Raw genomic sequence first — 12,968 nt, forward strand, 5'->3', positions numbered from 1 at the left:
AGAAAAGAGTTAGCCGTGGCTGTTCCCAAGCGGAAGATGTCTCGCTCGAATACCCGTGCCCGCCGCTCCCAGTGGAAGGCTACCGCCCCCAACCTGGTGAAGACCGTTGAGAACGGCCGCGTCACCTACAGCCTGCCTCACCAGGCCAAGGTCGTGACCGACTCCGCCGGTACCGAGCTCTTCCTGGAGTACAAGGGCCGCAAGGTCGCTGACGTCTAATCCGCCCCCGGCTGATATGACGTCTTCACCCGAAGACCTGATGAAGCGTCTCGGCGTCACTCTTGACGCCGAGACGCTTCGTCTTGCACTCACACACCGGTCCTACGCCTACGAGAACGGCGGGATCCCCACCAACGAGCGCCTGGAGTTCCTGGGCGACTCGATCCTGGGATTCTCCGTGACCGACGCGCTGTACCGCGATTACCCGGATCTGCCGGAAGGCGAGCTCGCCAAGCGTCGCTCCGCCGTCGTCAGCACCCGGGCGCTGGCCGGCGTCGCGCGCCAGCTCGGCGTCGGGGAGCACATCTACCTCGGCCAGGGCGAGAAGCGCACCAACGGGATGGACAAGGCTTCCATCCTCGCGGACACCATGGAGGCCCTGATCGGCGCCTGCTACCTCAACCACGGGATCGACGTGGCCCGGGACATGGTCATGCGCCTGATGGGTCCTCTGCTGACGGATGCCGCCGCCCTGGGCGCGGCCACCGACTGGAAGACCTACATCCAGGAGTACGCGGCCAGCCGTCAGCTCGGCCCCGTGGTCTACGACGTCACCGGCTCCGGCCCGGATCATGCCCGGGTCTTCAAGGCCGTGCTCATGATGGGCGGCAACGCCTATGGCACCGGCCACGGCAATTCCAAGAAGGAAGCCGAACAGGAAGCCGCGGGTGACGCCTGGCGTCAGCTGAACCCCGTTCCGGCCGACTCCTGACCCATGCCTGAGCTGCCCGAAGTCGAGGTGGTGCGCTCCGGCCTGGAGCGCTGGGCGGTCGGTCGCCGCATCGAGGACGCGGAAGTGCTCGACGCGCGGAGCATCCGCAGGCACGACGGCGGCCCCTCCCACTTCTCCTCCTCCCTCGGCGGCGCGCGGATCAACGCGGCGGTCCGCCGCGGCAAGTATCTGTGGCTTCTGCTCGAACCCGCCGGGGGAGAGGCCGATCCTCCTGGACCGTTCCCGGCCACGGCGCTCCTGGCCCATCTGGGCATGAGCGGCCAGCTGCTCCTCGAGGAGCCGGACGCTCCCGACGAGAAACACCTGAAGGTCCGGCTGGCCCTCAGCCCGAGTCCCGGGATGCCGGACGAGCTGCGGTTCGTGGACCAGCGCATCTTCGGCGGGCTGTCCGTCACCTCCCTCGTGCCCACGCTCGATGGCCTGCCCGGCGGGCGTGGTTCCGAGGCGCCTCTGCTGCCCGGGGAGGTCCGGAACATCGCCCGGGACCTGCTCGATCCCCACTTCAATCCTGAGGCCGTGCACCAGGTGCTCATCCGCCGGCGCAGCACGGTCAAGCGAGCCCTGCTGGATCAGAACCTCATGTCGGGCGTGGGCAACATCTACGCCGACGAGGCGCTGTGGGCCGCGCGTCTGCACGGCGAACGCTCGACGGCGACCCTGCGGCGGCCCGAGACGTTCCGGCTCCTCGACGCGTGCCGCGAGGTCATGGAACGGGCCCTGGCCGCGGGCGGCACCAGCTTCGACTCCCTGTACGTCAACGTGAACGGGGCGTCGGGGTACTTCTCCAGGTCCCTGAACGCCTACGGACGGGCAGGCCAGCCGTGCCTGCGCTGTGCTGCCGAGGGCCGGGAGACGCTCATCCGTCGGGCGTCGTTCATGAACCGCTCCTCGTACTTCTGCCCCAAGTGCCAGCGAATACGCTGACTCTTCGGGCGGTTGCTCGCGAAGATTTTTTGTGCGCTGGCCGCTCCCTACTGTGGGCATGGACTGCAGCCCCTAGCGTCCGCGCTGTTGGCCTGCTAGGAAGTATTCGTGTTTGGTCGGTGGCAAAGTCCCGAGAATGTGAAAAGCCATCAATGGGACAGAGCTCATAGTCTGGTAGGGACGGAGCATTGCATCTTGGGAACGTTGAGCCCGATTGGATTGCCAGGTTTCCATGACGAGGGGTCGCCCGGTTTCCATGAAACAAAGGGAATCCGAGACGAGCCCCCGATGTCCCTGAGCGCATTTTCGGCCCGATCGGCTCGGGGACATCAAGGCTGACATAGGGCTTGGTCACGCGGTGGCAGGGGACTGCACGATCGAGTACCCGGAGCGTGCGATAAGCGAGCCTTAGATTAAAGCTTCGTGATCTGGCCGTCGGTGCCGCCGTACAAGTCGAAGTTCCGCTCACCGATAAGTTCGATTAGATCGTCCAGAGCAGTGTCCAAGTTGATCTCGGTCTCACCGTCGTTGACTTCGAAGATTCGCAGACTCGGCTGGAACTGATTCGCGTCGACTAGCGCGAGATAGAAACGCTCGAACTGTTCCTCACGCCCCGCCGGATCGGGGCGGCGGGTGAACAGCCGTAATCTTGGGATTGCATTCTCGAAGGTGCTGTTTCGCCGGGCTGTCCCGTCAGTGGCTGCGGCCGCATCGAGAATGAAGAACGCAGCGAGTACGGCATAAGGGAACCGCCGGTGAAGCGTAACGGCTTCCACCAACATGTCGCCGCGGCGGTTCGTCAAATTCTTCTGGAAGTTGTTGCTCTTGCCGTCTCGGAACATGATGCTTTTGACTGACACGGCGAAGATCAGGCCACTTTCTTCAGTAGCCCACGAGACGTCGACCTTCTTCGCCCCAATGCCGCCAGCAAGGCGTCGCTCAGCCCCGCTCACACCTGCCTCGCCAGGGCCGGACGGGCGGGCTTCTTTCATACCGCGATCACGCAGTTCCTCCGCGAGAGCGAGTGCGATGCAGTCGGACAAGCGCTGATTATAGTTCTTCTTTGTTGGCGCGAGCTCGCTGTCGGCCGGTTTGACTCCAGCTGCCTTGATTGCGGCGGCCAGGCGGTCATCAAGCCTCGACACGACGCCCCCTTGCCGAACGTCGTGCTGAAAGTTCGATGTACTGGTCACGCAGTGCCTTAGCATCGGACCGGGATACTCCGAGCTCACCTACGAGGAGGACGTCGTCGACAAGCTTCGCCGCTTCGACCAGTCGGCCTGATCGAAGGCGCGAGCCAACCTGAGGACGCAGGGCGACCAGCTTGTCTCGCGCCGCCTCAGCAACGTCCGCGCTGGGGACGGGGAGCCGATCGGCCTCGCGTGGCTCAATCTTGAGCATGCCCCCTCCGTACGCACGGCCAACGGTCTCTGCTCCGACGAGCGTCATCGACGTTAGGGCCGCTAGCGGTAAGAGCTCTCGCCCAAGATCCCGGTGCTCGTCGGTAAGGTAGATCCCGTGGACACTGTTGAGGTGCAGCGCTCCGGCGGCATTGGTCGTGATTCGTGGGGTATCGGCGTTCATATAAGTCAAAAAGAGATCTGCGGGCTTCACGAGTGGAACCTGCCACCAGGTCTTCCGTACCCGGCACTTGTACGCCTGGTGGACTTTGGCAATTTCCCCGGCACGGATGTACTTCGCCGCTGCAGCGGAAGGATTAGAACCCGGCCGGAACAGAAATGTCGCTGAACCATTCTTGCCGAGTGCGCGCCACGCTTCGTCGGAGAGCACGAGGCCGCGTAAGTGTGAACTGCCTGGCGGGGAGAGCTTGAGGAGCTCCGCGCGAGGAATACGTCGGTCCGCGGCATCTTGGGGGCTCATAGTGAAATAACGGTTATTGCCTGTCACCATGCCGAGTGTCGTCTCGCCCCAGGCATGAAGTGTCGTGAAACCGTCGGAGGCGAGGGCACTGTACGTGCCCAGAGCTCGTGCGTTGAGTAGCGACGGCGTCCACTTTCCCGCGGGGTCGGTCGGAGCCCAGGTCGTCGCCGCGAGGGTGGTTGAAAGCGCCGCAACGTTCTGCGCCTGGTAGATCGACATGTGTTTCGCGCTGCCCTCGTCGAAACCTTCGGCGAGTAGGATGACCACATCTTCCTGTGCCTCGGCGAACACCCGCTCGGTGAAGAGCACGAGATCGATCCTCGCAAAGTGGCTGAGGAGGAACCGGCGCACCTCGGAGGCGTAGTTAACCGATAGGAGTTCGGCCGGGACCACCAATCCGAGCCGCCCGCCCTTACGCAGCATGAGCGATGAATGCACCGTGAAAGCGGCCCAGCTCGACGCTAGTCCGGAGAGGTTCACACCAGCCTGCAGCGCGGCCTCGCGCGATCGCCGACGCGCTTCGCCGGAGAAGTCTTGGTAGCGGATGTAAGGCGGATTGCCGATGACTGCGGAGTACGAGCCTGTCGGTGCCTTGAGAAAGAAGTCGCCCACAGTGATGTCAGGGTCGCCTCCAGCATCGACTACGAGCCGACGCGCCTCAGCCGCAGAGGCTGCATGGATCTCCACACCCGACACTCGTGGCAGTTGAGCCGGGTTGAGGGCGCGAAGAGCGGCGACCGCGTGTGTTAGGAACGCCGCTTCTCCGCAGGAGGGCTCCAGGACGACGTCGTCAGCGCCACGGATCGCCCAATTGACGACGAATGACGCGACTGCGTCGGGCGTGAAGAACGCCCCTCGCGCCTTGCGGAGGTCCGCTGTATCGGGATGGGCGGCGACACTCAAAGACATGCTTCCATTCTGCCGTAGACCACTGACAAAGCGAGTTCACATCGGTGTGTGGCGTACGACAAGTTCTCCAGGTGTGCCTGCCCGCCCTCACTCGTGATGAGCGTTGGTCATACATGTGGCCCCTCAAGCAGAAGGCGGATGGCTCAAGCTGGCAGCATGGAGGCGGCAAATTGGCGTGCCGCGGTAGGCTTACTGACTCTTTGGAGATGCGGGTTCCTACACGGATATGTTCTTGATGCCAAAAGGTACGTGGACGCTCGGAACTACCGATCGGGCATCCTCTAGGTGTGACATTTGATCGTCGAAGAAAATGTGGGGTTTGAGAATCTCCAGAACAGCAGTTTTTTCCCAGCCGCCTAAAAAGAATGCATCGTTCACACGGAGTCCCCACGACTTCAAAGTTCGGATAGCGCGGGCGTGAGCAGGCGCGTTGCGAGCGGTGACGATAGATACGAAGAGACGTCGCCGATAAGAGCCATCTGCTGCGACCCGATCGTCCTCAACATCTTGTATACGATTGATGGCCTCCAGTAGACCGTTCATGGGTCCGGGCGGCAATGGTGTCGTCTCGTTCTGGACTTCATGATTTCGGAATCCTTCGATGCCATTAGAAGCATAGACTTGCTCCGCGGAATCATCCGCCAACACGGCGTCGAAGTCGAAAGCAATCCTCAGGTCCTTGTCATGCGGGTTGTCGGCGGCTAGATGTCCAGCTTCACCAACTACCTGGCCGGCCGGGTATCCGAGTGAAAGTGCCGCCTTCACGTCGTCGGGATTGGCGGACAAGAAGAGTTTCATCTTGAAAGCAGGCATGAACTTGAAGGGTGAACGGCCCTGCATAAAGATCGCCCGCGTCATAGGCAGACCGTGAGACTCGATCGAACGCATCACACGTGCGCCGGTCTCCGGATCGTTTCGAGATAGCACTACGACTTCGACAAGTGGCGCTCCCTCAGTCTGCAAAGTGTTCAGGCTGAGCAGCCGCTTTATGAATGGGTACGCGATGCCGGGAGACAACTGAGTTTCGTAGTTCCGTTCCTGGAAATCTCGGTAAGCATCTTCGCCTTGCTGTTCGAACACTGAATGCGATTCGGTTAGGTCGAACAAGGCGCTGGAGGCGATACCGATGACAAGTGTGTCTTCCCCAATGGCAACCATGCCTTGAGTGTAGAGGACTTGGTGTTCGAGCTAGCATGTGCGGCGATCCAACGTGCGAAATTTCGCCCTGTGGACACGACATTGCGACCCTTTCCTTCATTGTAAGGGCGGGAGGGCGCGTCGGTATGGCCGAGAGAATAAGTAGAAGTAGCGGCCGCCGGACCGGCCCCGGCCTGTCTGACCAAGCCCCTGCGCCGCCGCGCCACCCCCCAGGAACCCCGCCATCCCGGGATAGTCTTGGGGGACGCGTATTCCTCCAACCCGTCCTGAGCCGGCCAGAGAGTCCCCACCACCGTGCACCTGAAGAACCTCACCATCCGTGGCTTCAAGTCTTTCGCCTCGGCTACGAGCTTCACGTTCGAGCCCGGCGTGACAGCCATCGTGGGGCCCAATGGCAGCGGCAAGTCCAATGTGGTGGACGCCCTCGCCTGGGTGATGGGGGAGCAGGGCGCCAAGACCCTGCGCGGCGGCAAGATGGAGGACGTCATCTTCGCCGGGACGTCCGGTCGCCCGCCGCTCGGCCGTGCGCACGTCTCACTCACCATCGACAACGCCGACGGCGATCTGCCCATCGACTACAGCGAAGTCACCATTTCCCGCACCCTGTTCCGCACGGGCGGCAGCGAGTACGCCATCAATGGGACCAGCTGCCGTCTTCTCGACATCCAGGAGCTCCTGTCCGACTCGGGTCTCGGCCGTGAGATGCACGTCATCGTGGGGCAGGGCCAGCTGGACCGCATCCTCCACGCCACCCCGGAGGACCGCCGCGGCTTCATCGAGGAGGCCGCCGGCATCCTGAAGCACCGCCGCCGGAAGGAGCGCACGCTCCGCAAGCTCGACGCCATGCAGGGCAACCTGCAGCGGCTCAGCGACCTCTCCGCCGAACTGCGCCGCCAGCTGGGACCGCTCGGGCGGCAGGCCGCCGTCGCGCGCCGGGCCCAGACCGTTCAGAGTGAACTCCGGGACGCCAAGGCGCGCCTCCTCGCCGACGATCTGGTCCGCCTCACGGGCGAGCTCGAGTCCGACGCCGCCCGCGAACAGGCTCTCCGCGAACGGATCGCCGTGGTCGAGGCAGATCTTGCGCAGGGCCGTGAACAGCAGTCCCTCGCCGAGCAGTCGGCCGCCGCGATGTCCCCGCGGATCACCCAGGCCCGCGCCACCTGGCACCAGCTGACCACCGCCCGGGAACGCCTGCGCGGTCTCGGGCAGCTCGCCACCGAACGTCACCGCCTGCTGGGCAGCTCGGAGCCGGTGACGCGTCAGAACGACGCCGAGCAGATGGAGCAGCAAGCCGTCCGGGCCCGGGAGGAAGCCGCCCGGATTGCCGCCGAGGTGGGGCAGCTGAAGGAGATGCTCGACGTCGTCGTGAACCAGCGGGCGGAAGCCGAAGCGCTCGCGCGGGCCGAGGACGCCCGGGTGACCGCCGCCCTGCGGGCCGCCGCGGACCGCCGTGAGTCGCTCGCCACCCTGAGCGGCAAGGTGGGCGCCGCACGGTCACGGGTGCAGTCGGTCGAGGCGGAGCTCGGTCGCATCCACGACTCTCTGCTGGAATGCGAACGCCGCCGCGCGACGGCGGAAGCCGAGTTCGCCTCCCAGGAGGCCGAACTCGCGGACAGCGAGTCCGGCGAGCAGGACCTGGACACCGAGTACGAGCAGGCCGCCGACGCGCTGGAATCCCTGGAAGCACAGGACGGGCGGCTCGCCGCGGAGCAGCGCGACGCCGAGCATCAGCTCGCAGCGCTCGGCGCGCGGATTGAGGCGCTCCGCCAGGCCACCGCACCCCGGGACGGCAGCGCCCACCTGGAGGGCCACCCCGGAATCCTCGGGAGCATCGCGAACGCCGTCAAGGTCACGCCCGGTCACGAGGCCGCCATCGCCGCGGCGCTCGGACCGTTCGCCGAGGCGCTCGTCGCGGACGGCGTGGAGGGCGCCGCCCGGGCGCTCGAACAGCTCAAGGATGAGGACGCCGGCCGGGCGAACGTGCTGATCGGGCGTCCCGGTGAGCTAGAGACCCCGGCACGGACCGCGTCGACGGAGACCTCCAAGGGCTCTGTTCCCACCGACGCCGTGCCGGCACACGCCGTCGTGACCGCCCACGGCCCGGGTGGGGAAGCGGTGCTCCGGCTGCTGGAGTCCGTCCTCATCGCCGAGACGCTCCAGGCCGCAGGCGAGATCCTGGCAGCGGCACCGCAATCCACCGTGGTGACACGTGAGGGCGATGTCCTCTCCGCCCACACCGCGAGCGGCGGATCCCCGGCGAGCGGTTCGCTGCTGGAAACCCAGACGGCCCTTGAGGAGACCGAGCAGCGGCTCGGCCGAGTGACCTCTGAGCTCGAGCGGCTGCGGTTCGCCCGCAAGGGACTCGCGGACCAGCTCGAGCAGGCCCGGGAACGTGCCGACGCCGCCCTGGACCGCCTGCACGAGTCTGACGCCACCCTCGCCGCCTCCGCGGAGAAGCTCGGCAGCCTCAAGGGTCAGCTGCGCTCCATCACCGCCGAGGCCGAGCGTCTGCGCGAGACCCGGGACCGCGCCCAGAAGACCCTTGCCCAGGAGAACGAGAGCCTGGAAACCCTCGCGGCCCAGCTGACCCGGGCCCACGAGGATGCCTCGCAGTCACAGGAGGGCGAGGCGATCCAGGATCAGCGGGAGACGCTGGAGACTCGCGCCCGTGAGGTCCGGGCCATGGAAGTGGACGCACGGCTCGCCTTGCGCACGGCCGAGGAACAGCTGTCCAACGGCGAACGCCGGGCGGCCGGCCTGGAACGCGCGGCGGCAAGCGAACGCCGGGCCCAGCAGGAGGCCGTGGTCCGGGCAGAACGTCGCCGGCGTCAGGCAGCGCGTGCGTCCGCCGTCGCGGAGGCCGCACGGCAGGCCGTCCTGGTGGCGGACCGCTCCGTCGACTCCGCCGCCGCGGAGCTCGCCCGCGTGGAGGAGGACGGCAGCAAGTACGACACCCTACTCGGAGGCCTGCGCGCCGGGAACGACGCCCTGGCCCGGGAACTCGCGGATCTGACCGGGTCCGCGCACCGTGATCAGCTGGCACTCACCCAGCAGCGCGCGCGGATCGAGGCCGTCGAGCAGCGGGCCATCGACGAACTCGGGCTCGGACCAGAGGAGCTCGTGGCCGAATTCGGGCCGCATCTTCCCGTGCCGTCCGTGGACGGCGCCCAGGACAAGTGGGCCGAGCTGCGGCAGGAGGTGGATGACGACGGCAATCCGGTCCCCACGGGCGTGCCGTTCGTCCGTGCCGAGCAGGAGAAGCGTCTCAAGCGCGCCGAGAAGGACCTGTCCTCGCTGGGCAAGATCAACCCCCTCGCATTGGAGGAGTTCGCCGCACTGGAGGAGCGCCATCAGTTCCTCAACACCCAGCTCGAGGACCTGAAGGCGAGCCGCAAGGACCTTCTGGACATCATCAAGGAGGTGGATGCCCGGGTGCAGGAGGTCTTCTCCCAGGCGTTCGCCGACACGTCGGAGCAGTTCGTCCACGTCTTCGGACGCCTGTTCCCGGGCGGCGAGGGCCGTCTGGTCCTGACCGATCCGGACGACATGCTCACCACCGGCATCGAGGTCGAGGCCCGGCCCGCCGGCAAGAAGATCAAGCGCCTGTCCCTGCTCTCCGGCGGCGAACGCTCCCTGACCGCCGTGGCGCTTCTCGTGGCGATCTTCAAGGCGCGCCCCTCGCCGTTCTACGTCATGGACGAGGTGGAAGCCGCCCTGGACGACGTCAACCTCGGCCGCCTCATCACGATCTTCGAGGAGCTGCGGGAGTCCAGCCAGCTGATCGTGATCACGCACCAGAAACGCACCATGGAGGTGGCGGACGCCCTCTACGGCGTCACGATGCGCGGCGACGGCGTCACCACCGTGATCTCACAGCGCATGGGGGAGTAGCCCGCGTGAGAAGCTAGGGGGGTGAATGACGTCCTCCTTCCCGTGATCCTGTCCATCGTCGGCGCCCTGGTGGTCATCGGCCTGGCGGTCCCGCTGCTTCTCAAGGGCCGCAACTCCCGGAAGTACACCAGCACGCGTGACGCGAACGATCCCGCGCGTCCCTCCTCGGGCGGCACCGCCGTTCTGGACCGCGACGACGAAGCGGCCGCCGCGCACGACGCCGCCACCTCGCCCTCCACGGGCACGCTCGTCGAAGAGCCCGTCGAGGAAGTGGTGCCTGCCGCGCCGCTCGTGGAGCGTCCCGCGCCGGTGGTCGGCCGCCTGAACCGCCTCCGGGCGCGCCTGGTCGGCTCCGGCAACATCCTCGGCAAGGGCCTGCTCGCCCTGCTCTCCAGCGACCGCATCGACGAGGACACCTGGGACGAGATCGAGGAGACCCTCCTCCTGGCCGACCTCGGCACCGAGCCGACCATGGAGCTGATGGACGCGCTCCGCGCCCGCGTGAAGGTCATGGGCACCCGTGACACCGCCGAGGTCCGCGCCATGCTGCGCGAGGAGCTCCTCAAGCTCGTCGACCCGTCCATGGACCGGACCCTCAACGTGACCCGCCATGCCGAGCGACCCGCCGTCGTGCTCGTGGTGGGTGTCAACGGCGTCGGCAAGACCACCACGGTCGGCAAGCTGGCCCGCGTGCTCGTCGCCGAGGACAAGGACGTGCTCCTGGGCGCCGCGGACACCTTCCGTGCGGCGGCCGCCGAACAGCTCACCACCTGGGGCGAGCGCGTGGGCGTGCCCACCGTCAAGTCCGATGTGGAAGGCGCCGACCCGGCGTCGGTGGCGTATGAGGCGGTGAAGGCCGGCATCGACCAGGAAGTCGACGTGGTCATGGTGGACACCGCCGGCCGCCTGCAGAACAAGACCGGCCTGATGGACGAACTCGGCAAGGTCAAGCGTGTCATCGAGAAGCTGGCCGAGGTGGACGAGGTCCTCCTGGTGCTGGATGCGACCACGGGCCAGAACGGCCTCACCCAGGCCAAGGTGTTCGCCGAGGTCGTGGACATCAGCGGCATCGTGCTCACCAAGCTCGACGGCACCGCCAAGGGCGGCATCGTCGTCGCGATCCAGCGCACCCTGGGCGTCCCGGTGAAGCTCGTCGGTCTCGGCGAAGGCCCCGATGATCTGGCGCCGTTCGACCCGGAGGCGTTCGTCGACGCGCTGCTCGACTGAGCACTTCCCCGGACCGCACCTCTCCGGACAGCTTCCGAAGGCCCCGCAGGCGAATGCCTGCGGGGCCTTCGTGCGTCCCGGGGCCGTGAACCCGGCCGTGCGTCCGGCTGCGAAACATGCCGGAAACGTTCTGGACACCGACCCTTTACGCCCGGGCCGGAAGCGTAACAACCACGCAATGAACCACCAGGCCAGGTGAAACACGGGAGGCCGAAAGTTGAATGCAGGACGCCCCGGCGTCAGAAAGAACCACGGGCACCTCGCGAGAGAGCCCCTTCGAGAAAGGACCGAAAGCCATGGAACTTACCGCCAGCAATGTGTGGGTCATGGTGGCTGCGGCCCTGGTGTTGTTCATGACGCCCGGCCTGGCATTCTTCTACGGCGGCATGACCCGTGCCAAAGCCGCCCTGAACATGATGATGATGAGCTTCATCTCCATCGGCATCGTCGGCGTGGTGTGGGTCCTATGGGGATCCTCCATGAGCGGCGGCGAAGGCGTTTTCGAACTGTTCGGCAACCCGTTCGCCACCTTCGGTCTGGAGAACGTCAGCACCCCTGACGGCCTGATCAAGGCCGGCTACGCCGCCACCTTCGCCATCATCACGGTGGCCCTGATCTCCGGCGCCATCGCGGACCGTGCGAAGTTCGGCGCCTGGGCGCTCTTCGTGCCGGTCTGGGTGACCCTGGTCTACTGCCCGATCGCGTTCATGGTGTGGGGCGGCGGTCTCTTCGGCCCCGACGGCGCCATCGGCAAGGCGCTCGGCCCGGCCATCGACTTCGCCGGCGGCACCGTGGTGCACATCAACGCCGGTGTCGCGGGCCTCATCCTCGTCCTGATCATCGGCAATCGCCGCGGCTTCGGCAAGGACCCGAACCACCGCCCGCACAACATCCCGTTCGTCATGCTCGGTGCGGCGATCCTCTGGTTCGGCTGGTTCGGCTTCAACGCCGGCGCCGCCACCACCGCGCAGCAGGGTGGCCTCATCTGGATCAACACCCTCGCAGCTCCGGCCGCCGGTATGCTCGGCTGGCTCGTGACCGAGCGGATCCGTGACGGCCACCCCACCTCGCTGGGCGCCGCGTCCGGTGTGGTCGCCGGTCTGGTCGCCATCACCCCCGCCTGTGCCAACGTCAGCCCGGTGGGCGCCATCGGTCTGGGCATCGTGGCCGGTGTGGCCTCCGCCCTGGCCGTCGGCCTCAAGTTCCGCTTCGGCTACGACGACTCCCTGGACGTGGTGGGTGTCCACCTGGTCTCCGGCCTCATCGGCACCGTCGCACTGGGCTTCATCGCCATCCCGCTCGAAGGCTCCCGTGCCGGCCTCTTCTACGGCGGCGGCTGGGACCAGCTGTGGTCGCAGCTGGCGGCGGCAGGCTTCTCCATGGTCTACACCGCGGTTCTGACGGCCATCATCGGCTTCGCCATCCACAAGACGCTCGGCTTCCGGGTCTCGGAGGAGCAGGAGGAGATCGGCGTGGACCTGTCCCTCCACGCGGAGTCGGCTTACGAGTTCGGCATCGCCGGTCAGGGTGGCACCTTCCAGCCGCACGGTTCGCTGGAGGCCATCTCCGAGGCGCTGGACCGCCGGGCAGCAGAGTTCCAGCGGGATTCCGCCGGATCCAAGAAGAGCGCAGGCAAGGATCGCAAGGAGAGTGTTGACGCATGAAACTCGTCACGGCAATCGTCCGCCCGGAGAAGCTCGAGAGCATCCGCGAAGGTCTTGAAGCGTACGGGGTCCAGGGACTCACGGTGAGCGCGGCCAGCGGCTACGGCCGTCAGCGCGGCTACACCGAGGTCTACCGTGGGGCTGAGTACAACGTGAACCTCCTGCCGAAGCTGCGGGTCGAGGTCCTGGCCACGGACGAGACGGCGGATGACGTCGTGGACGTCATCATCGCCAGTTCCAACACCGGCCGCGCCGGTGACGGCAAGGTCTGGTCCGTGGACGTGTACGAAGCGGTCCGGGTCCGGACCGGAGAACGCGGAGCAGCCGCCATTTAGCGGAGCTGTTCCGGCCTCCCGCCGCAC

At 66.3% G+C, this 12,968-nt stretch carries 10 protein-coding genes; 7 read left to right on the forward strand and 3 right to left on the reverse strand.

Annotated elements, in window-relative coordinates:
- Positions 1-15: 15 nt before the first annotated feature.
- Genes rpmF through mutM form a run of 3 tightly spaced genes read left to right on the forward strand, consistent with a single transcriptional unit; the run spans position 16 to position 1,876 of the window.
- Positions 16-219, forward strand: coding sequence for a 50S ribosomal protein L32 (rpmF, locus tag AB6732_RS04150; protein WP_307497329.1), 204 nt, complete (start codon positions 16-18; stop codon positions 217-219).
- A gap of 16 nt (positions 220-235) precedes the next feature.
- The gene (gene rnc, locus AB6732_RS04155; protein ID WP_370958540.1) at positions 236-931 is read left to right on the forward strand and encodes a ribonuclease III; all 696 of its coding nucleotides are present in this window, start codon (positions 236-238) and stop codon (positions 929-931) included.
- Between the two features lie 3 nt (positions 932-934).
- Positions 935-1,876, forward strand: coding sequence for a bifunctional DNA-formamidopyrimidine glycosylase/DNA-(apurinic or apyrimidinic site) lyase (gene mutM, locus AB6732_RS04160; protein ID WP_370958542.1), 942 nt, complete (start codon positions 935-937; stop codon positions 1,874-1,876).
- A gap of 413 nt (positions 1,877-2,289) precedes the next feature.
- Here mutM and AB6732_RS04165 read toward each other — a convergent pair whose 3' ends face one another.
- The 3 genes from AB6732_RS04165 to AB6732_RS04175 form a co-directional block, all read right to left on the reverse strand.
- Entirely contained in the window at positions 2,290-3,021 is a 732-nt protein-coding gene (locus AB6732_RS04165) for a hypothetical protein (protein ID WP_370958544.1), read from the reverse strand.
- Complete coding sequence (locus AB6732_RS04170; RefSeq protein WP_370958546.1) at positions 3,008-4,666, reverse strand: Eco57I restriction-modification methylase domain-containing protein; 1,659 nt, start codon at positions 4,664-4,666, stop codon at positions 3,008-3,010. Before AB6732_RS04170 ends, AB6732_RS04165 begins: the two co-directional genes overlap by 14 nt.
- A gap of 216 nt (positions 4,667-4,882) precedes the next feature.
- A complete protein-coding gene (locus tag AB6732_RS04175) occupies positions 4,883-5,824 on the reverse strand; it encodes a 5'-nucleotidase (RefSeq protein WP_370958548.1) in 942 nt (313 codons plus the stop codon).
- 294 nt (positions 5,825-6,118) lie between these two features.
- On the opposite strand from AB6732_RS04175, the gene smc reads away from it, so the two are divergent.
- From smc to AB6732_RS04195, 4 genes are all read left to right on the forward strand, one after another.
- Positions 6,119-9,715 carry a chromosome segregation protein SMC gene (gene smc / locus AB6732_RS04180; RefSeq protein WP_370958550.1) on the forward strand — a complete coding sequence of 1,199 codons (3,597 nt, stop codon included), beginning with the start codon at positions 6,119-6,121 and terminating at the stop codon, positions 9,713-9,715.
- 21 nt (positions 9,716-9,736) lie between these two features.
- Positions 9,737-10,942, forward strand: coding sequence for a signal recognition particle-docking protein FtsY (gene ftsY / locus AB6732_RS04185; RefSeq protein ID WP_370958552.1), 1,206 nt, complete (start codon positions 9,737-9,739; stop codon positions 10,940-10,942).
- Positions 10,943-11,238: 296 nt separating this feature from the next.
- The gene (locus tag AB6732_RS04190; RefSeq protein WP_066210742.1) at positions 11,239-12,606 is read left to right on the forward strand and encodes an ammonium transporter; all 1,368 of its coding nucleotides are present in this window, start codon (positions 11,239-11,241) and stop codon (positions 12,604-12,606) included.
- The gene (locus tag AB6732_RS04195; RefSeq protein WP_066210740.1) at positions 12,603-12,941 is read left to right on the forward strand and encodes a P-II family nitrogen regulator; all 339 of its coding nucleotides are present in this window, start codon (positions 12,603-12,605) and stop codon (positions 12,939-12,941) included. Before AB6732_RS04190 ends, AB6732_RS04195 begins: the two co-directional genes overlap by 4 nt.
- The last annotated feature ends 27 nt before the right edge of the window (positions 12,942-12,968 follow it).

Source organism: Arthrobacter sp. RCC_34 (assembly GCF_041360795.1).
In the GTDB taxonomy this organism is placed as follows: domain Bacteria; phylum Actinomycetota; class Actinomycetes; order Actinomycetales; family Micrococcaceae; genus Arthrobacter_E.

Coding starts and splice junctions, on each gene's coding strand:
- rnc (WP_370958540.1), top strand. CDS start 236: ATGACGTCTTCACCCGAAGACCTGATGAAGCGTCTCGGCGTCACTCTT.
- mutM (WP_370958542.1), top strand. CDS start 935: ATGCCTGAGCTGCCCGAAGTCGAGGTGGTGCGCTCCGGCCTGGAGCGC.
- AB6732_RS04170 (WP_370958546.1), bottom strand. CDS start 4,666: ATGTCTTTGAGTGTCGCCGCCCATCCCGATACAGCGGACCTCCGCAAG.
- AB6732_RS04175 (WP_370958548.1), bottom strand. CDS start 5,824: ATGGTTGCCATTGGGGAAGACACACTTGTCATCGGTATCGCCTCCAGC.
- AB6732_RS04190 (WP_066210742.1), top strand. CDS start 11,239: ATGGAACTTACCGCCAGCAATGTGTGGGTCATGGTGGCTGCGGCCCTG.
- AB6732_RS04195 (WP_066210740.1), top strand. CDS start 12,603: ATGAAACTCGTCACGGCAATCGTCCGCCCGGAGAAGCTCGAGAGCATC.